Here is a 24,041-nt window from a genome sequence, read left to right as displayed (position 1 = left end):
TGAATCACTGACCGGATTCCAGATGAAGCAATCCGCTACAGTTTGATTTCCCTTTTCATACCCAGACACCAGAATCAGGACACGAGGATTTCCGGGAATGCTTGCATAGGTGAGATCCTTGAATCCGATCAGATCCAGGCAGGTGGTGTAACCGGAATCGGGGTCGAATCCGTGTACGCGGGCGTGATCATCTTCAAAGCCCCCAAGCAGAACCCTGTTTCCAGCCGCGCTGCGGCCGCAGGCGAACCATGCTCGTCCATTGGGTGCCGGAATTGGCCCCGACATCTCCTGCATGCCGAGTCCGTTGGGAAACATCATGGGGTCAGATGGATGCGCTGGGTCTACAACGATCGTTCCACGCCAGGACTGATAGTTCCCGAAGACAGGCAGCACGATTCGTGTTGAATCCGCGGTCCAGACAGCTTGGGCAGCCATCGGAAAGATCCTGCGGCGGCGCTGCTCAGCCGTGATCGGCGTAACCAGTATGTCATGCCAGACTGTCTGACCCGTGGAATCTTCCAGGGCCAGACCAATGCGCGCCAGGCTGTCTTCCACCGTATTGGCAACCAGCAGGAGGTGCCCATGGCGATCGTGCAGCACGGACAGCCGTCCAATGATCTGCTTGCCGCGGAAGTAGGTCTGCGCCTCCCCCCTGCGCAAATCATGTGTTCCGTACAGAGTGATGAAAGAGGCTGCATAGGCCGAATCCTCCACGGCGATCAGGCGATCCCGCAAGCCGTCACCATCCATATCCGCAAAGGTGACACTGGAGGATGCGTGGCGGGTTTCGAGCAATTCGAGAGCGAAGGGCGGAGATGGATTCAACCACAGTTCAGCGATGACCCCGAACAGGCAACCGAAGGCCAGCAGACTGCTGAGTCCCCGGAGAAGCACATCCCGCCAGCTTTGCAGGAACAGCTTTCGTCGTCGCAGGCGCGGGCTGTGGTCAGGGTCTGGCACAATGGGTCCGGGGAGTTCTTGAAGCGACAGGAACGTTCCTCAATATGGACCAATCGGACGGCGGGAACAAGACCTGGAATGGTTCAGCCAGAATCGATACTGCCAAACGCACGAATCGCCCACACCAGAGCAATGCATGTGTTTCCAGGAGACTTCAAGGGCGCCGCCGAATCCTTGCAGGTCCTGTGCGGCAGAACAGAACAGAACGGCCCGACAATCCATTCAGGAGTGTCGGGTCGTTCTGTCAATCCAAAGTGAGTCGCAGATCATCAGCCCTTTCCAAACACCTCCCGCAGCCGATCCGCCCGCAGGCGGGCCATGCGGCGGCCGTCGCCGCTCTCGCCCGAGGATTGCTGGAGGTGGGCGGGGGCCAGTTCCAGCAGCAGGGGGCTGATCGGGCAGGGCAGGCTGTGGCCCATCTGGCTGGCCAGGCGCAGCATCGAGGCGTGCTCGACGAACTCGCTGTAGGACATCATCCGGCTGCCGGCGCAGAGGGCGAGGGCGCGGTGGATCCGGTCCTGCAGTTCCAGCTCGCGGTGGGCGCGCAGCTCGGCGCGGGCGTTGGACTCGCGCGCGAAGACGGGGTTGAGGATCTCGAGGGCGCGGTTGAGCAGGGTGCGCGGGTCGGGATCGTTCTGGGCGCTCAGGTTCTCCAGCAGGATGAAGTCGCCAAAGCCTTCCTGCCAGGTGCGGTAGCTGAAGCCTTCGTCGTACAGCGGATCCAGCGTGCTCTCGATCTGGCCCCACCAGGCCAGGCCGGGCAGGTGCAACACCAGGGAGAGCAGGGTGCCGTGTCCGCAGAGGAAGGGTGAGCTGACCACCAGTTCGCCCTGACGTCCCAGGGCCAGGCCCGGGCTCTGCTCCAGCATGCGGCGGCGGCTGTCCAGCCAGTTCAGTCCGCTCAGCAATTCCTCGCATGTGCCGATCACATGAAAACTCAGGTGATCATGGGCTCCCACCAGCATGCCGCCGTGCTCGTCGCAGGCCAGCAGCAGCTCCGCGTCGCCCTGACCGATGCCACCGGGCTCGGCCAGCCAGCGTTCCTCGAGGAACTCCTGCTCATCGGGAGGCATTTCGCCCAGGGTGCAGCGCAACTCCAGGCCTTCAAGCAGATCCTCACGCCCCAGCACATAACTGTGCAGGGCCTGCCGTTCCGCCGAGCCGAGTCGCGCGGGAAAGGGCAGTCCGTTGAGGTTGAGGCTCAGGCGCAGGCGACCGTACAGCAGTTCTCCCGAGTCCGCGGGGGACCAGGCGGGCAGTCGGCGGCGCAGGGTGGGAATCAATTCGTCAGTATTCATTGGTCCATCTCGTCTCTCAGGCGCGCGGCCAGTTCATAGTCTTCGATCAGCAGCGCCAGCGAGAGTTCGATCTCCTGGACTTCGCGTGATCCCGTGGGACGTTCTCCGGGGCTGTCGTGCAAGGCGGAGAGCAGCGAGGCCAGCGCGGGTTCGAAGGCCGTGCGACAGTCGGGGCAGCCATAGCGGAGAGTGCGGGCGAACTCGTCCCAGCCCAGATAACAAGTGGGACAGCGCCGCGTGTCGGGCGAGGGCAGCGTGAGCCGCCAGTGGGTTAGATGGTGCAGTCCGGGGCGCGCGAGGCACTGGATGCACACGTGCAGTCGGTGGGGACCGATGCCCCGTTCCGCGACTGCGGGATTCTGATTGCAACCTTGGCAAATCATCGGACACCTCCACTTGTGCGGAGCGCCCGAGGACGTCCACACGTTATCCGTTGATTCGACCGTCATCCAGAGACAGCACCCGGTGCGCGACCTGGGTCACGCGCGGGTCGTGGGTCACGATCACGACGCTGCCGCCGTCTTCGCGCACCACCTCGGAAAGAGCCGTCAGGACACTGTCCGCGTTGGCCAGGTCCAGATTTCCGGTCGGTTCATCGGCAAACACAATGGAGGGGGAATTGACCAGGGCCCGCGCCAGACTCACTCTCTGGCACTCGCCACCGGACAGCCGGGAAGGCAGATGATCTTCGCGCCCCGACAGGCCAAAACGTGACAGCAGCCACCGGGCACGTTCCCTGGCGGTGTGCATGGCCGTCCCCGCGATCGCGGCGGGCAGCAGCACATTCTCCAGGGCATCGAAGCCGGGCAGCAGGTGATGGGACTGGAACACGAATCCGAATCGTTGGCCGCAGATCGCCGCACGCCGCTTCTCACCACAGCGGTACAGGTCTTCGTCGCCAACAAGCACCCGGCCTTCGCTGGGGGCCTGCATGCCCCCGAGGATGTGCAGCAGGGTGGACTTGCCCGCCCCGCTGCGTCCGGTCACAGCCAGCAGTTCGCCGCTGTGGATGTCAAGATCCAGCCCTTCGAAGAGCCGCAGCTCTCCTCCGGGAATCGGAAAGGCCTTGCCCAGCTGCTGGGCACTCAATACCACGGTGGACTCAGTCTGCGTCACGGATCGCCTCCACCGGGTCCAGGCTTGCCGCCCGGTTGGCCGGATACAGGGTCGCCAGCAGGCTCAGCACCAGGGCACTCAGGCTGGTCAGGGCAATGTCCAGAGGACGCAGTTCGACGGGCAGAGCATTGATGAAATACACGTCCGGGGGCAGGCTCAGCACCTGCCAGCGAATCTGGATCCAGCAAACGAGCAGACCAATGGCCGTACCCAGCAGGGTGCCGCCTCCGCCCAGGACCAGACCCTGGATCACGAAGACCTTGCGGATGCTGGTCCGGTTGGCTCCCATGGCCTTGAGTATGCCGATGTCGCGTCTGCGCTCCATGGCCGTCATGGTCAGGGTGGCCACGATGTTGAACGCCGCCACCAGCAGGATCAGCAGCAGCATCATGAACATCATCCACTTTTCCAGTTTCATCATGCTGAACAGGTTCTTGTGCATCTCGAACCAGGTCCAGGCACAGTACGGGTACTGCAATTGTTCTTCAATGGCCGCTTTCACGGCACTGGCGCGATCCAGGTCCTTCAGTCGGCACTCGAAACCCGTGACCGATTCTCCCATGCGGAAGAGGGACTGGGCCTCGGTGATGGACACCATCGCGATCACATCGTCGAACTCGTAGATCCCGAGTTCGAAAATCGCACTCACGACAAAACGCTTCACGACGGGTTGGCTGAAGGCACTGACCACGCCCACGGGGGAAATCAACAGCAGGGTATCACCGGGCGTCGCACTCAGATTGGCCGCCAGGTAACGCCCCAGCACGATCGGTGGCAGGCTGCCCTGGTGGGTCACCAGGTCGGGCACGCCGTCGATCGTGTGCTGCGAAAGATCCGTGACACGCGAATAACTCTCGGGATCCACTCCCCGGATGACCGCTCCTTCCGTGGCCCCCCGATGGCTCAGCATGCCCTTTTCAAGGATATAGGGGCTGCTGGCCTGGATTTCGGGAATCCCGGCAAGAATGGTCTGAACGGTCGAGGGATCGACAATGCCGCTTTCAAGGTAGGAACGGACCCGCACGTGCGCGTCCAGCCCGATGATCCGGTCACGGACCTCGGTCTCGAAACCACTCATCACGGAGATCACGATGATCAGTGCCGCCGTGCCGATGGTGATGCCAAGCACGGAGAACCAGGTGATCACCGAGATGAATCCGAGACTGTGTCCGGAGCGCAACTGGCGTGTGGCTACGAACAGCTCCCAGCCCATGGATCTCACGATCGCTTGTTGTCCTTGCTTTTCCGGGCACCGCCTTCGGGGCGCAGGGTGGGAAAGAAGATCACGTCACGGATGGAATCCTGACCGGTCAGCAGCATCACCAGACGGTCGATGCCGATGCCCAGCCCGGCCGTGGGCGGCATGCCCACTTCCAGCGCCTTGATGAAATCCTCGTCGTAGGGCTGGGCGTCCAGGTCACCCCGGGCGATCAGCTCGTTCTGCTCCACGAAGCGTGACTTCTGGTCGAAGGGATCGGACAACTCGGTGAAGGCATTGCAGAGTTCCTTGCCGCCCACCACCGCCTCGAAACGCTCGGTCAGACGCGCGTCGTGACGATGGCGCTTGGCCAGGGGGCTCATCTCCACCGGGTGATCCATCACGAAGGTGGGCTGGATCAGGAAGGGTTCGACCTTCTCACCGAAGATGCCATCCAGCAGGGTGGAATCACTGTGCGAGGCCAGCACCTCGACGCCCGCCTTGCGGGCCGCTTCCTCCAGCACCGCACGCGGTGCTCCCAGAAGATCCTGGCCGGTGGCTTCCTGGATCAGATCCATCATCGTGGCCCGGCGCCAGGGCGCCTTGAGCTGGATGCGGTGTCCGTTCCAGTCCACTTCCGTGTGCCCCAGCAGTTTCTCCGCGAGGGAACTGACCAGCTCTTCCACCAGGTCCATCATGTAATGGTAGTCCTTGTAAGCGCAGTACAGTTCGATCATGGTGAATTCGGGGTTGTGAAAGCGGTCGATTCCCTCGTTCCGGAAATCATGGGCGAATTCGAAGACGCGCTCGAAGCCTCCGACGATCAGCCTCTTGAGATACAACTCGTTGGCGATCCGCAAATACAATTTCATGTCCAGGCTGTTGTGATGGGTCACAAAGGGCCTGGCCGCCGCTCCACCATAAACCGGTTGCAGGATCGGGGTTTCCACTTCGAAGTAGTCCCGTTCCTCGAGGAAATGGCGGATCAGCGAGATGATCCGGGTGCGCTGGACAAAGGTCTCACGCACTCCGGGATTGACGAGCAGATCGATGTACCGCTGGCGGTATCTCGCTTCCTTGTCACTGTACTCGTCGAAAACCTGGCCGTCCTTTTCCTTGACAGCGGGCAGGGGGTGCACGTTCTTCGCCAGCAGCGTGGCTTCCACCACGTTGAGGGTGAACTCGCCGGTCTTCGTCACGAAGGCCGTTCCCCTTACTCCCACTATGTCGCCGATGTCAAAGAGCTTGATGATGTCAAAGCTATCGGCACCGACCGTTTCTCTCTGGATGAACAGCTGGATTTTGCCGGAGAAATCCTCCAGCTGGGCAAAACTTGCCCCGCCCATCCGGCGCCAGGCCATCAGGCGGCCGGCCAGCCGCACCTCGGTCTCCCGGGTCACGAAGCCGTCGGAATCTTCAAGCAACTGGCTCACCCGGTGGCTGCGCTCCCAGGTCCAGGGCCAGGGTTCAACGCCCATCGAGCGCAGCTTGTCCACCTTCTCGAGGCGCTGGCGAAAGACGGGGGGCAGCTTGGGGGCACGCGGCGGAACGGGTGTGCCGGGGGTATTGGAATCCATCGTGATCCTCTGGCTGGGGCGGATGCTCGCGCGGAGATCAGCCCAGGTTGTAGTCGGGGTTCAACAGGAAGGCACGGATGAAGGGCAGCAGGTCGCCATCCAGCACTCCGCCCGTGTCGCTGGTCTGCTGACCCGTGCGGTGGTCCTTGACCATGTTGTAGGGGTGCAGCACATAACTGCGGATCTGGCTGCCGAAGGTGTTGTCGGCCTTCTTGCCTTCCAGCTCGGCCAGCCGCTTTCGCTCTTCCTCGCGCTGGGCCGCGTAGAGCCGCGCCTGCAGCATCTTCATGGCGGACTGGCGGTTGCGCAGCTGGCTGCGCTCGTTCTGGCACTGCACCACGATGTTGGTGGGCAGGTGCGTGATCCTGATCGCGCTGTCGGTTTTGTTCACGTGCTGGCCGCCGGCCCCCGAGGCGCGATAGGTGTCCACGCGCAGGTCCTTGTCCTCGATCACGATCTCGATCTCGTCATCCAGCTCGGGATAGACATAGACCGAGGCGAAACTCGTGTGGCGACGGGCCTGGCTGTCGAAGGGGGAAATGCGCACCAGCCGGTGCACACCGATCTCGGAGCGCAGTGTGCCGTAGACATCCTTGCCCGACACATGGAAGGTGACCAGCTTGACCCCGGTGACTTCCCCGGGCTGCTCATCCAGCACTTCGGTCTTCCAGCCCTGCTGGAGGAAAAAACTGCGGTACATGCGGGTCAGCATGGCAGCCCAGTCTTCCGACTCGGTACCACCGGCCCCGGGGTTGATGGTCAGGATCGCGTTCCTGGCATCATCCACGCCCGACAGCATGGTCTTGAGCTCGATCTCATCCACATGCGCACGCACACGCAGACCCAGCTCCTCGAGTTCGCCCAGTTCGCCTTCCGAGGCCATCTCGAGAAACTCGGCCAGGGTCTCATTGTCGCCACTCACCCGTTCCAGCCCCTCGACGACCAGCTTGAGTTCCGCCACTTCCTTGAGCAGGGTACGGGCCGACGCGGGGTCGTTCCAGAGATCGGGATTCAGGCTCTGCTGTTCCAGGTCCTCGACACGGCTCTTCTTGCCGTCGTAGTCAAAGACTCCTCCGGAGTTGAGTCAGACGACGGGCATTCTCTTCCTGGAGGCGTTTCAGTTCACTGGATGTCATGGGTCTCTCGGCTTGGGTCCGCCGAACGCTGGGTCCGGCGGCCGGTCTGCGGGTTCAGGCGTTGTGCTCCACCGACTCGGGCCGGAGAGTGTAGAAGGGCATCAGGCGGACACCGGGGAAATAGTGGAGCAGGATCTTGTCGTACGTCTGCTTGCTCAGGGCCATTGCGGCCGCGCCCAGCTGGCAGAGCCCCAGACCGTGGCCGCGCCCGGCTCCGTGAAACACGAAGCTGGTGGGCACGCCGGCTTCGCTGCCCTTGCTTTCCACCCAGAACGCGCTGCTGAACAGGGCCGTGGGCGCCAGGGCTTCGCGAATCTTGAGTTCCTTCTGCAGCCGCAGGTTGCGACGGCTGCCGATCAGTTCAAGTTCCTTGAGGCGTCCACTCATTCCCCGGCTGATCGGCAGGATCTCGAAGAGCGTGCCCAGATCGACCCCGGTCTTGCGACGGATGAGTTCTTCCAGGTCCTGACGGCGCAGTTCCTCGCGCCAGCGGAAATAACGGCGTGACCAGTCTTCCAGAACGCCCAGGTCGCTGCGGCGCAGGTCGCAGAGCACGTCGGGCGGCGAGTCAACCCATTCCCGGAAGACGGACTCGCTGGACAGGTCCAGCCCGTTGCGCTTCTGGGCTGAGCCCATCACGTCCATCCGCCCGCTGAGCACGTCCTGCGGGGGCGTGGACCAGATGTTCTCCTTGGACTCCGAATGGCCTCCGCAGCAGACCGTGGATACGCCATCGCAGACCTGCTCGTTCCAGACCATCACCTCACCCGACGTTTCCAGCACCGCATTGCTGGACAGTTCCTGTTCGCGCGTGGTGCCACTGTAACACTGGCAGTGGGCGAAGGCACAGAAATCAAAGGGATCATTCATGTGCTTCAGGCCCAGCATGCAGAGCACATTGCTGCGGCTGACCACGGCCTGGGCCTTCTGGGCTTCCAGCGGAAAGGCCGGATCCAGTTCGGCGGGCAGCACTCCCTTGAGATAGCGGTCGATGTGGATCTCGTTGATCACCGAGAGCATGCCGCCATTGTCCACGCGAAACTCGATGACACCGCTGTACTGACGGTCCTCGAGGTATTCGTCCTGCTCGCCCTTGAGGGTCGGCAGCTGGAACAGGCTGATCAGCCCGTCGGGCGCACCCGGCACCAGGCGCAGTCCGCGCTCCACTTCCTGGTGCTGGCTCAGCTCGGCATCGAGATACTCGACACGTCCCGTGGGCTCGGCGGTCTTCTCGCGCACCAGCCGGGGCCGCCAGTCATTGTTGAGCAGGGTCTGGACATCGGCAGCCTGACTCTCGTTCTCGAAACGCCCCACCAGCACACGGAAGCGCAGCGCATTGTGCTGCACACCGTTCTCGAAATGCACGGGCATGCCGATGCAGCGGATCCAGGCATCGTAGCCCTGATCCAGCAGGCGACGGGCCAGGGCAAGGGCCTGGGGTTCGTGGTGAAAGCTGTCGACGAGCACGCTGGTGTGATACTGGGCGGACTGGGTCTGCTGGCAGCGCGCTCTCCAGCGCAACTCGGACCCATTGGAGGCGTGCACCGTATGGCCATCGAGGTTTTCCAGCCGGAAGGGACCGTTGACCTTGAAATCAATCTTCTGCAGCCCCTGCGCCAAGCCGATCCGCAACAAGGGACGGGACTTGAGATGCAGGGGACGCTCGGGATCGCGGATGACGAGGACCGGGGGTGTTTCCGGATCCATGCTCACGGCAGACCTCGCTGGCTGGGGGACCTGTTGACTTGATTTTCCGCAGCGGGTGAAACCAAACGGCCGGATTGGGACAAGCATTCTCAGAACACGCCGGGCAAAGCTCCGGACGCGCGAATAAAGCTTGAGAATCTATCGTTCAAGCTCTATACAATCAAGAAACCCGCTTTCAGCCCCCCGGAGGTGGGAAAATCATGCCGGGCCCACAGGCAAGTCACACCCGATTCAGGGTGCGATCGCGGCACGGAGACAGTTTCAAAGCCAGCAAGTGCTGAACTTCCAAGCTGAAATCGGATCGTGGGCTGCATGTCATTCTGGCACACCGATTGCAATAAGCTTGGTGCGAGGCACTTTGGATATGTGCGCCATCCTCCTGGACACATACCCCAAAACGTCAGGGCGCTTTCCTCCCCGGAAAGCGCCTTTTCTCGCTGCTGCTGAGATTCCGGTACGCGGAGCGCCAGAAATCGGCTAAGTTGGCGAGTCATACTTCAGGAGGCCCCCATGTGGATTCAATCCAGTCCGACCCACTTGTTCAGTTGTGACTCTTCCCGCGTGGAATCGATCACGGTTCGCCCCATCATGCACAGCGACACCTTCGGCCTGTTCTTCAAGGGACGGGAGGAGATCATCATTGAAGGCGGGGACCTGGACCAGACCCGAAACCTGCTGGCGGTGGTGGCCAAGGCACTGGCTGACGGTCTGCCCTATCTGGACCTGCGCGAGCGACTGGCCTGAGGGAGTGCGTCGACGCGTGGACCATTCTGTTCGAATGGCCACCGCCCGTGCTCAGCGGGGACGAGTGCGTGAGTCCAGTGCCATGATCTTGTCCACGCGGCGCTGGTGCCGGCCACCTTCGTAGGCTTCGCCCAGCCAGGCCAGCAGCATGGCCGCGGCCTGCTCCACCGTGTGCAGACTGGCGCCCAGGGTCAGGATGTTGGCGTCGTTGTGCCGTCTGCTGGAGAGAGCGCTCGTCATTGATTCGCAGGCGGCGGCCCGGCATCCGGCCACCCGGTTGCAGACCATCGCGGACGCCACCCCTATGGTGTCAATCATCACTCCACGCGCGGCATCTCCGCGTGCGACACAGCTCGCCACCTCCCGTGCGAAGTCGGGATAATCCACCGCGGCAGCACCCTGACATCCCACGTCCTTGAGCGTGTATCCGGCCTTGGTCAGCACGATCTTGAGCGCGGATTTCAGTTCATAGCCCCCGTGATCACTTCCGATCACGACCTGGACTCTGGTGTCACCGCCGCGCACGGGTGTCTCTCCGGGCAATTCGGGGGCCGGGCTGCCAATGGCCACTCCCAGACGGGCCGCCAGGTCCCGGGCCTCGTCCGTGATCCGGGTCGAGGAATCCCTGGCCAGGCTTCGTCCGGTGCGGTGCGCCTCCAGAACCACTTCCGCAGTGATCAGACGTGACACGCCTCCGGCCATCAGACACCTCCCCGATACGCACGCGAATAGTAGTTCCAGTATTCCAGCAGGCTGTGACTGTTCTCGTAATAGGCGAATACCAGAGCCAGCAACACCGAGAGCACGACAGCGATCAGCAGGGCGGCCCAGAGGAAACTGGATCCGAAGGCGATGCGCAGGCTCTTGACCAGACGCAGAATCGACCAGGTGGGCAGCAGCAGCGCCGTGATCAGGGTCGGCAACAGCAGGCTGGGAATCTGCAGCAAGCGGAAAAGCAGGCTGCCCAGCACGATGCAGAACAGCAGTGGCGCACAGGCGAAGGCCATGAAGGTCAGGGCCTGTCCGAAACTGAATCGCGCGTTGAAGAGCAACCCCAGAATGCGCAGCCCTACCGTGGCGGCCAGTCCCAGCGCCAGGGTGACGGCCGCCAGAGTCAGCATGGAGACCACCGGCTGCCAGGCCAGTGCCGAAACCCATTCCTTCAGTTCGTTGAAGACCAGGATCTGCCCCAGCAGGTGATCCACCAGCAGGGACTTGCGCATGTCGTACAACAGACTCGAGAACAGCACTCCGCTGGCGCCACAGATCAGCAGGCCAATGAAGAAGGACTGCCCCAGCTGGTAAACCCGGTTGTCCTGCACATCGCTGAAGAATCCGTGGCTGTGCACGAAACTGCGTTTCAGATTCTGGGCGAAGACCTTGTTCTGTTTGAGTCCCACCAGCAGCAGGATCAGCAGCAGGAAGCCCGCCATGGGATACTCGAGCGGGCGATCGGGCTGGAACTCGCCCCGGGTCAGCGTCGTGCCGGTGCCGTTGCCAAAAAGACTGCGCACCTCGTTGAAGGCCGCGCGTGTCACACGGTCGGCCGTGACGATGCCACGCGGGCAATTGTAGGCATCACTTCCGGGTGGTACCCAGAGCAGGGGACGCCCCCCGCGCCAGTCGGCATAACTGTCGATGAGGGCACCGTCGATATCACTGCGCTCACGCAGCTCCAGCAGCCGCTGTTGAATGTGTCGTGCCTGGCGCAGGCTGCTCCAGGGGTTGGCGTAGCCTTCCTGATTCTCCGGCTCCACGGGCAGTCCGATTCCGGCCAGAATCATCGGCAGGCCGGGGTCGGCCGGCAGCTCGGGCTCGCGGTCTTCCACCAGCAGCAGATCCAGTCCACTGGCCTGGGCGCCTTCCAGTCCAAGTACGCTGCCGGTGAACAACAGACTGTGATCCAGCGCGCGCAGATCCTGAAGTCCGGTGACGAAGTCCAGGCCCCGACTGTCCCCCAGGTCCAGTCCGCTGCCCAGACTGACGGCCAGCAGACAGGGCTGGTTGCGGTCACGCAAGATGATTTCCTGCAGATAACTGCGCGCCAGGGGCAGGAAGCCGTCCTGGGCCAGCAGAGGCGGTGGCACCTGACAGGCCGGCAATTCCTCGATCACAAGCAGCCCGATGCGGTTGCACAGCTCGATCAATCCGGGATGCCCGGCACCGGCCGCCAGCAAGACCAGATTGGCTCCCAGGTTCTTGATGGTTTCCATGTCCTGGCTGTACTGTCGCACGCTCATCGCGCTGCCGCTGACCGGATGCTGCGAGAGGTAACGGATGCCACGAACCTCGAGATCCGCTCCATTCAGCAGCAGTCGGCTGCCCTGGACCTGAAGTTCCCGGAATCCCGTGGTGCGCCGGACACGATGCAGCAACTCGGTGCCCTGGAAGAGGGACACCTCGAGCGTGTACAGTCTCGGGGATTCAGGCGACCAGTTTTCAATGCCAGCTGCCCCCAGCGAGAGCGGCACAGCACGATTCTCCTGGCGATTGAGCCGGGTCTGAACGGTGACACGGCCCATCTCGGTGCCGTCCTGGTCAAGGAGCCGAGCCTGCAATTCAAGCGGCAGGGGCCCCGCCAGACTGTCCTGGCCGATCTTCACCAGTTCAAGGCTGCGCAGCAGGGCGTTCAGTTCCAGTCCCGGCCGGTTGCCACTGACGAGATTCCAGTTGAGATCCTCAATCCGGACACGCGGGCGCTGGAGCAGCACCACCTCACGGTAGATGCCACCATAGTTGTAAGGGTCCCAGCTCTGCACCTTGAGCGGCAGCGAGATCTTGGAGGACAATCCGCGCTCGACCTGGATCTCCAGCCGATTGCTGTCCAGCGGCTTCAGCAGGCTCTCGGGAATCGGCAGCTCGAAACTGGTGCTGCCATTGGCGTGACTGCCCAGGAACTCGCCATTGAGATACACGCGGCACGTGTGATTCATGGCCCCGAACCAGAGGCTGCTTTCGCGGTTCGCTCCGGGATCGGGCAGGATGAAGTCCCTGGAGAAAACCAGTTCTTCGGTCGGCTCGGGGAAACAGGAGGGAACCGTACACGACCCGCTGCTTCCGTCAGCAGGATCGTGCCAGCTCCAATTGCCGTTGAGAGCCAGCTGGAGATAGTCCAGACTGTCGCCGGGCAGATGCCAGCGCGAGTCGGACGCGGGGGGCTGGAGGAAGCGGGGAGTCGCCCCCAGCACCTGGCAGATCAGCAGCAGAAGAAGAAGCTTCATGGATCCATGACTTGTTCTGGAAAGGCCGAAAGTACAAAAGGCCAGCGGTCGGATCCGGTGGGCCCGGCCGGGATCACAAAAAAAGCGGGACCTGTCCACGACAGGCCCCGCCCGGTTTTCCTGTCAAAGGCATCACGAGCCGAAAGTGAATTTCCGGCCGGCCTTGAAGTCCCCGAGGCTGGCGTCCACGGGATCGAACTGCCAGCTCTGGACCTTGCGCTTCATGCAGGATTCAACCCGCTCGCCAGCACGTTCGTCGCTCCAGCGGTTCTGGGTGAAGTTGACGTCCTTGACCGAGCCGTCGGGAGCAATCGTGAAGCGGACCAGAATCGAGCCATTCAGCCCCGCCTGACGGCGCAACTGCTGCTCGAAGCAATCCTTCAGGCCGGGCGTGTATCCGGAGATGACACCGTCGAGGGCCTTGGGACTGCGTGCGGCTTCGGCGGTGAACTTGCCGCTGCGGTCGTAGGTTTCCACTTCGCCCATGCGCAGGTCACCCACGGTGCCACCGGCCACACCCGCGTCCACGGCGGAAATCGCCGAGCCCAGATCCACGCCTCCGCTGCCGCCCCCGGTGGGAGCATCGGTCCGCAGGCGGCGCACATCCTCGGCCTGACTGCCGGTGACCAGCCCTGTGACACCCGTCATGCCAATGCCTTCGCCGGCGGTCACACGGGCGGCGTCCACCAGATCGCTGGCGCCGGATCCGGTGCCCTGGCCAACCACAAGGGCGACTCCACCCTGGTTGTTGATGACCTGCTGCTCCATCGCGGCACGACGTGACTGGCGTTCCTCGCCTCGCTGACGGCGGGCTTCACGCTGTTCCTGCACGCTCTGCTGCTGGCGCTCGGCGGGCTTCTCGAGTTGTTCTGTCGCTTCTTCCTGACGCACTGCCGTCTCTTCCGCGGGAAGATTGGCCACCTGAGCCACTTCCGGTTCGGCGGTGACTTCCACGGGAGGCGCTTCCACCTTCTGGATGGTCTGGTAGCGGCGAGCGAAGAATTCCTTCGCCTGATCCTGACTCATCTGCGGCAGTTCGGTGTTGATTCCCCAGAGAATCAGGAGCAGCTCACAGACACCCAGAACCGCCGTGATGATGATCAGCGTCCAGTCCGGGTTCTTGAAGAGCTTGCGGTTGTATACAGCCAAGGCTGTCGATGATGCGGCCACGACCGCCCTCCTATTCCTCTTTGATGATCACGAAATCGGTCTTGGGATAGCCAGCATCCGCGCAGGTCTGAAGCACCTTCAGTACCGAGTTGTAGTTGATGGCCTTGTCCGCCTGGATCGTGATCGTTCCGGTGAAGGGAATTCCATAGCGGCTCTCGCTCTCCCGCGCCTCGCTGGCCTTCTCGGTGAGAAAAGCCTTCAACACGGGCAGTTCCATGCTTGAGGTCGCGTTCACGTCAAGCACCTCGCCCCCGTCAAGCATTTCGGTACGAGTGCCGTTCACTTCCACGTAGATGCCCGGTGCACTGCCCGAACGTCCGGCATCCACAGCGATCGACAGGGCGCTCTTGGGGGCGATCTTGCTGCTCGATCCCGGCAATTCCAGCTTGTCGACCTGTGTCACGAGACCACCGGAGGTCGAGTAGCTCTTCAGCAGAAACAGCAGGATGATGGTCATCATGTCCATCATGGATGCCAGAGGAATCGTTTCCTCCTGCGATCCCCGGTGTTTCCTCATATGCGAAGGTGCAGCGGCCATGAAGCTCTCCTATTGGATCTTGCCCAGCAAGGGGGTGGGGAACATCACGACCTGTTCCGTGCCATCCTCGTTCTTCCACATGCGGGCCACATCCATGATCGATACCAGATCCTGGAATTCCAGTGCGTTGGGAGCGGTGATCACCACGTTCTCCGCGTCCTCGTACTTGTAGTCATTGACCATCTGGGGTGTACCATCAAGGTTGAAGACCGGTCGCCCGGCGTCATCCTTGTTCTGCACTTCGCCCAGCAGGGCAGGTGCCACCACGGTCGAATGAATCTCATGCAGGACTTCGCCCAGTCCGTCGAAATCGAGTTCGCCATCGGACAGTCGCAGAACCTTCTGGAAGTACCTGCCACTTGGATCACTGGCTTCGGTCTGATTGAACACGGAAATCGAGAACCCGACACTGTCAACGTTGACCATCAGGTTCATCTTCTCCTTGGGAGCCTCCTGCTGCGGCAGGCCACCCGGACCTGCTGCGCCCGCGGAAGGAAGGCGCGACTCCAGCAGCCCCAGCTTCACGAATTCGGCCGAGGCCAGCAGCAGGGGAATCAGCACCACCACCAGATTCATCACCGGAGTCAGATCCAGTTCTTCCGAGGTGGGGGCATACTTCCGCTTGGCGCTGGGTTTGAAGGCCACTTATTTGCTCCCGGTGATCAGGTTGATCAGCTTGACCGAGTACTCGTCGATCTCGGCCATGATCTGGTTGGTCTTGTTGTTGATCAGGCTGAAGCACAGCATGCAGGGAATGGCGACCATCAGACCGGCCAGCGTGGTCAGCATGGCGGTGGAGATACCGGCGGCCAGAGCGTTGCTGCTGCCGGCACCGGCGGAGGCCAGCGCCTCGAAGGACAGGATCAGACCGTAGATCGTTCCCATCAGACCGATCAGGGTCGCCACGTTGGCGAAGGTCTGCAGCCAGCTGGTACGCTTGGTGAGACGGGGCATGATCTCCAGGGTGGCTTCGTCAACCGCATTCTGGATGTTGCGATAGTCGATGTACTCCATGCCCACGGCAACCTGGAGGGCCCGGGAGTAGACATAGGCCAGCGCCTTTTCGGAATTCGCCTTCGCCAGCTCGTGGGCATTCTTCAGATCGCCCTTCTGGATCATGGCGCGCACATCGCTCGAGAACTTCTCCGCGTCGATGTTGGACTTGATGTTCACGGTCAACAGGCGCTCGATGGCGAGGCTGAAGGCCAACAATCCGAAGATGGCCAGAATCCAGAAGAAGAACGCGCCGTCATTCGACGGGCTGAACTGGCTCAGGAGCTTCACTAGTACGGTCATGGGTCGTCCTCCGTGTCACGATGGCGATTTGAATTCTTGTGTGCTGAACACTGGGTTCAGTCCTTTGGCCTGTCCGGTGATTCTTCCAGCAGTTCCACAATCACCTGCCGGAGGTTCTCGATGATTCCGCGCAGCTTCGTGCTCGCGCAGTTGGGGTTGGTGAAAACACAGATGTTGGCGCGGCAATAATCCATGCGCTCGTTGCAGCCGACGGAATGCTGATAGCTGCCTGTGGGCATCATGTCTCGCGTGATGCGGGCACGCGGCAGGGTGGCACCCTTCTGCTCCGCAAGGCGCAGACAGAAGTCCCAGAAGAAGGTCTGCACTTCCAGCACTTCCATGGGCTTCAGGCCATCCAGCGCCTTCCGGAATTCGGCTTTGTCCTTGCACAGTTCCACCATGCGGGTGCCGAGGGAGGAGGATGGAACCGCAGGTCTTTCGGGGGTGCTGCTCACTTACTTCTCCTCGTTGGGACTGGAACTCTTCGGGGTCGAAGACGTTGCAGGCGCGGTCGACCGACCAAGCTCCCGTTCGCGGCGCAGCAGAGGATCGGGATCCGTGATCCGCTGCTCCAGCCGGATGCCAGGATTCAGGCTGACAATGTGGGAATCCGGAGTCTTGAGCTTGGCCAGAAAAGACTTCTCCAGGCGAAAGGTCGAAAGCACCGGTTTCATGCGCGACGCGATGATCTCCACCGAAGGTTCACGAACCTCTCCCTCGATGGCAACCTCGTCCAGAATCAGGTAATCGTCCTGTGCCCGGGCGGAAAGCGCCAGAACCAGGGCCAGCAAGGGGCTAATCCACACGGTTCTTGTCATAGATCCGGTTCTTCTGTTGACTCTTTCTCAGGGTTTCCCGTTCTGCCGTCTCACGGCGGATCTGTTCCTCGAACAGATCATCGGTCAGGCGCTGCATTTCGCGCACGTCAATCCAGACACTCAGACCACCGCTGCTGCCGTCAGCATCTTCGACTTCCACCGCAATCGTGTTCCTTCCCTCGCGAACGAATTCGCCAAGGTCGTATTCCTTGCGGTCGGTGATGGATCCAGGCTGCGTGTGGACCTCGTCAATGTACTCACCATTGAAGAAAAGATAAAAGTTGTCATCCGCGGCAATCGCGATGCTCGCCGAGGTCGGCGTCCCGGTCAGCTCGAATGAACTGCGGAAGTAGGCCGTGTCGGCAACCCCGGCCTGTCCGCGGGATTCCTGCAGGACCCGAAGCAGGGTCTCCCCGTCCGGCTGGACTCCAAGGGTATCCAGCACGTTGGCACCGGGCTCAAGTGCGGACAGAGCCACCGTTAGAGTGTCGATCGCGCGTGTCATGGGTTTCCAGATCGGGCGCGCCTCGGGCACCAGGGCCGTCAATGCGGGCAGACTTCTGGTCACGGCCGAATCCCAGCCGGTCAGGTCCGTTTCCCCGGCATCGAAGCCTTCGCGGTATACGGGTGTCACCAGCCAGTCCGGCCCACTTCCAAGGGTCACATTGCGTTCGCCGAGCCCGAAACGATCGCCGAATTGCTGCGGGTCGATCTTGGCCAGACTGTAAAGCAGCTTGCGGCTTTCCAGACCGTCAGGATTCCAGGCGGTCACCACCGGCTCACAGGCCAGCAACAGGTCCTGACCACTCTTCTCGAGGGAGTAGATCGCATCCTCGCACGTGTTGTGGGCATCTTCGTAGACGAAGCTGGCGGTTTCCGTGAACTGCTGCCAGAAGGTCTCCTTGTGAATGCTCAGCGTGTCCAGCAATGCGCGGGCACCCTGCTCCAGGCGGAAGGCGCGCGCAAGCATGCTGTCGCACAGTGACTGGCTCAGATCGTGCGACAGGGAGTTGGCATCCAGCAGTTCGATCACGCTGCCGTGGATCGTCAGCGAGTTGCGGGCATACCCCTGATTGAATTCGGCCATGTCCAGCAGGTCATTGCCGTAATCCACTTCGTCGCGGCCCTGGCGATCCTTGTAGTCTTCGCCCTTGCCGATCACGGTCTCGTAGGCTTCGAGCTGGGCCAGCAGGTCACGCTCATTGGCGAGCGCGAACTGGTGGTAGGCTCGCGGCAGTTTCTGCGCCAATACCGCGACACGTTCCTGGACCCTGGGGCGCCAGATCCGGGCCAGTCCGACCTGGGCGATGGTCTCAAGTCCCTGGTTCCAGCCTTCGATGGCCGACTGGGTCGTGACGAGGGCTGCCCCGCCGAGAATGTTGCGGTCGATGTCCGCCGCACGCAGAAAGAGATCCGTCTGGCGGGACGGCAGGGCCAGAGCCAGATCCACTCGTGATTCGTAGAGGCTCATGTCCGCCAGCACGATCTCGGGCACCTGTTCGCGGCTGCGGGTCGTCCAGAGCTGACTTTCTTCGAGAGAGCGCGTCAACTCATCTCCGGCCTTGGTCAAGCGGGGCTGAAGGTTCAGGCTGTCCTTGCGGGCGGCCGTGCTGTCGCCCATGCTGGCCGTCAGCCAGTCCTGCAGGGATTGGACACGTGCCTCGTGCGCCAACTGCTGCTTCTTGAGGGACTCGATGGCGCCTTCCAGCTCCTTGGTGGTGGCGATGAAGGACGTCAGGGCCACCTGGGCCAGATCGTGTGCCGTGTTCTGAATGCCGATTTCGCCCTGCACGCGCTCTTCGTCCGTTTTCCACGCGGGACGCTCCTGATCGCGCCAGGCCCGTGCGAACTCCGCGTGGGCATCCGCCATGAGGTACCGGGCACGGAACACGTCACCCGTGCCGAAAGCCAGCAGTTCAGCAAGGTCATCGAGAATCGCATCACGCCGGCGCTTCTTCTCCGCCACATCCTGATTGAACACCGGTTCGGGCTGGTGCAGGGCGAGGGCGTTGTAACTCTCGACGGCCCATTCCACGGTCTGGCGCAGAGCCTTGGAGGCATAGAAGGGGTTGCCCGGGCCACCGGCGGCCACCAGATCGCGGTTGCGGCGGACGGCGGACTCGTACTCGGCACGTGCCTGCTCCCGCTGGTCGTTTTCCATGAACCAGTTGCCACGCTCGGTGAAGGCCTGTACGGTGCGGGGATCGCCCGGGAAGCGGGCCGCGAAGTCCGCGTAGATCCGGTTGGCGTTCGTGATGTCGTTCAGCTTGAGATACAGTCCCGCATTGGCGAAGAGGATCGCGTTGGCGTCCTCGGCCGTGGGATAACGATCCACGTAGAGCTGGTTCATGCGGATCGTGCTGGTCCAGTCCTTCTCCTGCTCGTAGGTGTAGGCCGAGTTGAGAATCGCCGTGCGCGCGTGCTCGCTCTGCGGATAGTCCATGGCCAGGCGTTCGAAGGTCTGAGCGGCCTTCCCGGGTTGTTCCAGCTCCTGCATCTGGATGAACGCGGCCAGGGACACGGCCCTGTCGGCAAAACTGGACTGGGGATAGGTGTCGGCCAGGTAGAGATAGGTCTCGGCGGATTCATCAAAGACGCCGGCCTTCTTGAACTCGTCGGCCGCATCGAAGAGCGACGCGTCAGCGAACTCGGCATCGGGAATCTCCAGCGCGACACGCTTGAACTCGCGGGCAGCGGCCAGGTGATCGTCCCCCTTCTGCAGGTCCTGGGCCGAGGCATACACGCTCTGGGCCTGCCGCTCGCGCGCCTTGTCCAGGGTGGCGCCGGAAAGCCCCAGTTGCTGGATGGTCTTGGCGGTGGCTTCGGCCGCGGCGAAGTCGCGCTGGGCGAACTGGCCTTCAAGCTTGAGCGCGTAGGCTTCTTCGTGAGTGCTGGCGTCGGGATACTCGGCAATCAGACGATCGAACAGGGTACCGGCCGCCGAGAAATCGCTGTGGTTGTAGTACAGCTTGGCTGCAACCATCAGATAGCCAGCAGCTTCGGGGTCTTCAGGGAAACCTTCGACGAAACTGAGCAGTGCCGTCAGCTTCTTCTGCTCCATCGGGGTCAGCTCGCTGGCCTGGTATTCCTGATCGGGGGACTGGCCGGGCAACAGCACGGCTTCAAGCGTCCCTTCATTGCCCACCAGGGTTTCCGACATGATGATCGCGTTGTAGGCCGCGTCGCGCACATTGCGCTCAGGATAGGCCGCCGCGATGGCCATGTATTCGTCGTAAGCCAGTTCCGGTTGCTTCAGTTCGCTCTCGAGCACCTTGGCCAGGTTCCAGTGGATGTTGAACGCCGAGGTGTCTTCCGGGAAGGTGCGCAGGTACTTGCGGCTGAGATCCACGTAGGCGTCGAAGTTCTCGCGCTGGTGGGTGTCGTAGGCCTTGTGCAAGGCAATGACCACGTTTTCCCGCAGGTTCTGGTTCAGCAGGGCGGGCAGCTCGGCCACGTCGGCGGAATCCTGATTGGCGGCCCAGGCCGTCTCGGGGTTGTACTGGTCGAAGAGCTGGTTCTTTTCGATGTATGCCATCGAAGGGTCGTTGAGTGCGCCCGGCCCATAACAGGCGATGATCTTCTCCTGGATGAAGGGCGCGCGCGCCTCGTCCGGGTACAGGGTCAGCAGGCTGTCGTAGGCCGCCACCGCCTTGCCCCAATCCTGGATCTGGGTCTGGTAGATGTCACCATAGGTTTCCAGCAACTGGAAGCCATATCCGGCGCGCACGGCGGGGTTGTCGCGCACGAAGGGTGTGAGGTGACCAATGTCGGCCTGATCCCAATCGGGATCGGCGTAGTTCACGGCGATGTAGGTGACCGATTCGTCCTTCAGGTCCTGGCGCTCCTCGCCCAGTCCCATGGCGTGCAGCACGGCCTCGGAGAAGTACTCCACGCTGCGCTCGTTGTCGCCCTTGCGATAGTGGCACCAGCCCAGCTTGTAGAGGGCCTTCTCACGGGCATCGAAATCAGGATACTCGAGCACGTGTCCGTAGCTCTCGATGGCCCGACCGATGGCCGTATCGAAATCGGTCTCGGTGTTGCGGAACCAGAACTCGCCGAGCCGCATCCATGATTCGGGAGCGTAGCGGCTCTGGGGAAAGTCACGCACCAGCTGCTCGTAGAGCCGACGACTGGCTTCCTGTTCCGCCTCATCCAGTGAGTTCTCGCGGATGTAGGCCAGATTGTAGAGGGCATCATCCATGTACTCGGAATACGGGAATTCGTCCACGATGCGCTGGTACTTGTTCACCGCATCGTAGAAGTTCCGGATCGGTTCGGCACCGGGCGGAAGCCCCTTGTCCACGCGGTCCAGCTGTGCATCCAGGCGGGCGAAGTAGTCGTCCTGGGTCTTCTCGTAATACAGCTCGGCAAGCTGCAGGCAGAGCTTGGCCACCACATCACGCTGGCGGAATTTCTGCAGGCTCAGCTTGCGGCGATAGTCGGCCAGAAAGTTCTCGCCCTTGCTGAGAATATCGGCCCGCAGATCTTCGCGCAGCTTCCGCAGCTCTTCCAGCTCGGCCTCGTAGCGCACACGCAGATCGTCCAGCTGGCGTGCATCCATTTCGAAGAGCGCGGCCTCCTCAATGGTCTTGAGCAGGCTCACCAGCTTCAGTTTCAGCTTGGCGACCTCGATTCCGATGCTGGTGTGATCGGTATTGTCGGACGCGGACTTCTCCAGCTCCTGGAGTTCGCGATAGCGCTCCAGGATCCTGGTGCCTTCGGCGATGTACGACTGTGTCTTCTCGCTGACCTGCAGTTGTGAGATTTCCTGCCAGCGTGCCAGAACCGGTTCGTCGATTTCGGCGATTTCACGGGCGTGCAGGGATCCGGTCAACAGCAGCAGATAGAGCAACCAGAGCGAGTGCCTCATTCGCGCGCCTCCCCATTGGCGCCTGCGGGCAACAGTCCCTGTTCCTGGTCAGCGGACACCGACGTACCGGTACCACCCGGTGCGGGAGCAGAATCTCCCTTGAGCAGGGAATCGATGCGTTCGAGGTACCCTTCGAGTTCCCGGATGCGTTCATCCAGCTTTTCCAGTTCGTCGAAGCGGATGTCCCCCAGCACCAGGCGCGAGAAGGCCAGATTGGACCAGTGGGGCAGATCGCTGGAGAACGGAGCGTCACGTCGTGACTCGGTGGACACACGCCAGCGATCGAGGCGTTCGCCCAGATTGGCGAAGCGCTCGGTGAGTACGGCCCGTTCCAGTTGTGTCACGCTGGCCGTCCCCGTCATTGTGCGACTCTCGCGCAATTCATTCTGGCGCTGGTCCAGTTGCTCCAGTTCCACCTTGCTGCTGAACATCAGGCTGTCGACCATGGCCTTGGCCATCTGGCTTTCGTTCTCCTTGAGAACCACCGGATTGCGACGGATCTGGACCAGACCGGCGACGCGAATCTGCCCCATCAGCTGCTGGACACGTTCACGCAGTTCCATGTAACTGTTGGTGGTGCTGCCATCCCAGCTGTCCATGGGACCATCGAAGGTGCCCAGCTGGTCACGAATGTCAAGGATCAGCTTGCGCTCGTCCAGATAGTCCTTCATCTCCTTGTTGGCGGCAGCCAGTTCCGTGTACTTGATCCGGCGGAAGGTCTGGCGCAGGGATGCCCGCAGATCGAGATACTCCTGCCAGTTGGCGGAGTTGCCCGTCACGAACACATCTTCCTCCAGCTGGGCCATCCGGCGGATCTGGGTCTGGATCTCGCCCTGTTCGGCCATCAGCGTGCGCAATTCTTCGCTGCGCTCGGCGTGATCCAGCACCACGCTGTAATCCGCGGCCGACTCCTCGGAATTCTCAAGTTTCTCGTTGGCATAGCCGGCCAGGGTGCGGGCTTCGTAGAGGTACTCGCTCTCTGGAAGGTGTTCGGCCAAGGAACGGGCACGCTGGGCCGCGTTCTCGTAGTCGGCCAGATTGAGATCCGACCAGGCCTGGCCGATCAGTGCATCGTCGTACCACTCGCTGCCCAGATCGATGCTGGAGAACATGCTTGCGGCGCCCTCGAAGTCGCCCTTTTCGAAGTACAGATGCCCCAGCTTGATCCGGGCGTCTTCGTGCATGTAAGCCACATCTCCCAGCCCGACCGTGCTCAGTGGCAATTCCAGCAGGCTTTCGAAGATCGCGATGGCCTTGTCGTACTCGCTCTCGAGGATCCAGCAGACACCCTGCAGGTGCTGCGCCCGGTAGTAGTACGAGGAGTCGCGGGGAATGCGACCGAGCACTTCCTGGGCGCGGGGCACATTGTTCAACTGGAAGGCCACGATGCCCATGATGTAGGAGATTTCGGGATCGCCGTCGGCGGCTGTGTCCCGGAACTCCGTGTACTCGGTCTGGGCGCGCTGGAAATGCCCGAAATAGGTTTCGATGTACAACAGGTGCCGCAGGGCATCCAGCCGGAATTCGGATCCGGGGTACTGGCGCAGCAGCTGCCTGTAAAGATCGCCGGCCTTGTCGAAGAGGTTCTCGGCGAAACAGGCCTCGCCCTCGAAGAACAGCAGGTCATCCACGTTGGTGTAGGGGTAGGCCATCCGGATGGTGTGCAGCAGGCGGGCCGCCAGCTCGAAGTCGCCCCGGGCATAGGACACCACCGCTTCGCCAAGATCCTGACGGAACTGGCGATTCAGCTCATCGGGGCCCAGACCGGCCAGCAGGCGGGTGCGGATTTCGTCGGCCAGCATCAGGCGTTGTACCAGATCGGTCTGCTGGATCGTGACCCAGGTGTCCAGGCGGGCCACCGGGGACTGGGTGCTGTCGGGCAGAACCAACGGACTCTGCAGTTCCTTGCTGAGGATGTGAGTGATCTGGGAAGCGGGATAGACCGAGCGGGCTCCGGGCAGAGTGAGGGCATGGTAAATGCTGTGAAGCTCCCACACCAGTTGCTTCTCCAGCAGGATCTGCTCGGAGTTGAAGTCGTGCAGACGCCGGGCCAGAAAGTCCCGTCGTGCGCTGATGAAATCCGGAGCTGCGGGCTCTTCGGAAGAGGCTGCAAGCTGGACGGGGCTGAGCCCTGCCAGCAGGTACAGACACCAGACCGCCAGGCTGCAGACCAGGGTTCCGCGTTGTTTCACGCCTGATTCCAGTTCGCTTGGGGTTGTCCAGCCGTACCGGTTCTCCGTCGAACACTCACGCTACCGTTCCGTGTTCCAGTTTCCGACTCTGCGCACCGCCCGGGACTCCGGGGAAATCATCGGGACGCAGCCGGGCCAGTGATCGCCCGGGGGAAAGGAACAGGAGCATCGCGTTGTGGCGTCCGGCGGGATCCCGGTTC

General features: G+C 62.0%; 19 protein-coding genes. 2 read left to right on the top strand and 17 right to left on the bottom strand.

Annotation, left to right across the window (positions count from 1 at the left end; all coding sequences use genetic code 11):
• The first annotated feature begins 582 nt into the window (after nt 1-582).
• A complete protein-coding gene (locus H6678_06135; protein MCB9473371.1) occupies nt 583-1,218 on the top strand; it encodes a hypothetical protein in 636 nt (211 codons plus the stop codon).
• 11 nt (nt 1,219-1,229) lie between these two features.
• On the opposite strand, the gene H6678_06130 is transcribed toward H6678_06135, so the two are convergent.
• From H6678_06130 to H6678_06100, 7 genes are all read right to left on the bottom strand, one after another.
• Nucleotides 1,230-2,258, bottom strand: coding sequence for a hypothetical protein (locus tag H6678_06130; GenBank protein MCB9473370.1), 1,029 nt, complete (start codon nt 2,256-2,258; stop codon nt 1,230-1,232).
• The gene (locus H6678_06125) at nt 2,255-2,641 is read right to left on the bottom strand and encodes a hypothetical protein (GenBank protein MCB9473369.1); all 387 of its coding nucleotides are present in this window, start codon (nt 2,639-2,641) and stop codon (nt 2,255-2,257) included. Before H6678_06125 ends, H6678_06130 begins: the two co-directional genes overlap by 4 nt.
• Before the next feature lie 43 nt (nt 2,642-2,684).
• Entirely contained in the window at nt 2,685-3,374 is a 690-nt protein-coding gene (locus H6678_06120) for an ABC transporter ATP-binding protein (GenBank protein MCB9473368.1), read from the bottom strand.
• On the bottom strand, nt 3,361-4,596 hold the full coding sequence (locus H6678_06115) for an ABC transporter permease (GenBank protein ID MCB9473367.1): 1,236 nt from the start codon (nt 4,594-4,596) through the stop codon (nt 3,361-3,363). The genes H6678_06120 and H6678_06115 overlap by 14 nt, the downstream gene beginning before the upstream one ends.
• Nucleotides 4,593-6,149 carry a lysine--tRNA ligase gene (gene lysS / locus H6678_06110; protein ID MCB9473366.1) on the bottom strand — a complete coding sequence of 519 codons (1,557 nt, stop codon included), beginning with the start codon at nt 6,147-6,149 and terminating at the stop codon, nt 4,593-4,595. Before lysS ends, H6678_06115 begins: the two co-directional genes overlap by 4 nt.
• A 37-nt stretch (nt 6,150-6,186) precedes the next feature.
• Nucleotides 6,187-7,285, bottom strand: a protein-coding gene (gene prfB, locus H6678_06105; GenBank protein MCB9473365.1) for a peptide chain release factor 2 whose coding sequence is annotated in 2 segments (ribosomal slippage) — nt 6,187-7,212 and nt 7,214-7,285 — 1,098 coding nt in all. Because the reading frame shifts where the segments join, the coding sequence is not laid out codon by codon here.
• Nucleotides 7,286-7,339: 54 nt separating this feature from the next.
• Entirely contained in the window at nt 7,340-8,998 is a 1,659-nt protein-coding gene (locus H6678_06100) for a SpoIID/LytB domain-containing protein (protein ID MCB9473364.1), read from the bottom strand.
• Nucleotides 8,999-9,502: 504 nt separating this feature from the next.
• On the opposite strand from H6678_06100, the gene H6678_06095 reads away from it, so the two are divergent.
• Complete coding sequence (locus H6678_06095; GenBank protein ID MCB9473363.1) at nt 9,503-9,736, top strand: hypothetical protein; 234 nt, start codon at nt 9,503-9,505, stop codon at nt 9,734-9,736.
• A 51-nt stretch (nt 9,737-9,787) separates the two neighbouring features.
• On the opposite strand, the gene H6678_06090 is transcribed toward H6678_06095, so the two are convergent.
• The 10 genes from H6678_06090 to H6678_06045 all read right to left on the bottom strand — a co-directional run bounded on the left by H6678_06090 (nt 9,788) and on the right by H6678_06045 (nt 23,841).
• The gene (locus tag H6678_06090; GenBank protein ID MCB9473362.1) at nt 9,788-10,438 is read right to left on the bottom strand and encodes an RpiB/LacA/LacB family sugar-phosphate isomerase; all 651 of its coding nucleotides are present in this window, start codon (nt 10,436-10,438) and stop codon (nt 9,788-9,790) included.
• The gene (locus tag H6678_06085; protein ID MCB9473361.1) at nt 10,438-12,957 is read right to left on the bottom strand and encodes a hypothetical protein; all 2,520 of its coding nucleotides are present in this window, start codon (nt 12,955-12,957) and stop codon (nt 10,438-10,440) included. The genes H6678_06090 and H6678_06085 overlap by 1 nt, the downstream gene beginning before the upstream one ends.
• 132 nt (nt 12,958-13,089) lie before the next feature.
• On the bottom strand, nt 13,090-14,127 hold the full coding sequence (locus tag H6678_06080) for an AgmX/PglI C-terminal domain-containing protein (GenBank protein MCB9473360.1): 1,038 nt from the start codon (nt 14,125-14,127) through the stop codon (nt 13,090-13,092).
• Nucleotides 14,128-14,137: 10 nt separating this feature from the next.
• The gene (locus H6678_06075) at nt 14,138-14,665 is read right to left on the bottom strand and encodes a biopolymer transporter ExbD (protein ID MCB9473359.1); all 528 of its coding nucleotides are present in this window, start codon (nt 14,663-14,665) and stop codon (nt 14,138-14,140) included.
• A 9-nt stretch (nt 14,666-14,674) separates the two neighbouring features.
• Complete coding sequence (locus H6678_06070; GenBank protein MCB9473358.1) at nt 14,675-15,310, bottom strand: biopolymer transporter ExbD; 636 nt, start codon at nt 15,308-15,310, stop codon at nt 14,675-14,677.
• A complete protein-coding gene (locus H6678_06065; GenBank protein MCB9473357.1) occupies nt 15,311-15,961 on the bottom strand; it encodes a MotA/TolQ/ExbB proton channel family protein in 651 nt (216 codons plus the stop codon).
• A 56-nt stretch (nt 15,962-16,017) separates the two neighbouring features.
• Nucleotides 16,018-16,416 (bottom strand): hypothetical protein, encoded by a 399-nt coding sequence (locus tag H6678_06060; GenBank protein MCB9473356.1) that lies wholly within the window; start codon nt 16,414-16,416, stop codon nt 16,018-16,020.
• Entirely contained in the window at nt 16,417-16,752 is a 336-nt protein-coding gene (locus H6678_06055) for a hypothetical protein (GenBank protein MCB9473355.1), read from the bottom strand.
• 4 nt (nt 16,753-16,756) lie between these two features.
• On the bottom strand, nt 16,757-21,649 hold the full coding sequence (locus H6678_06050) for a tetratricopeptide repeat protein (protein ID MCB9473354.1): 4,893 nt from the start codon (nt 21,647-21,649) through the stop codon (nt 16,757-16,759).
• Entirely contained in the window at nt 21,646-23,841 is a 2,196-nt protein-coding gene (locus H6678_06045; GenBank protein MCB9473353.1) for a tetratricopeptide repeat protein, read from the bottom strand. The genes H6678_06050 and H6678_06045 overlap by 4 nt, the downstream gene beginning before the upstream one ends.
• Nucleotides 23,842-24,041 lie beyond the last annotated feature (200 nt).

Source organism: Candidatus Delongbacteria bacterium (assembly GCA_020634015.1).
GTDB lineage: Bacteria > CAIWAD01 > CAIWAD01 > CAIWAD01 > CAIWAD01 > JACKCN01.
The sequence above is the reverse complement of the archived record's forward strand: the minus strand, read 5'-3'. Positions and strand labels throughout refer to the sequence as shown.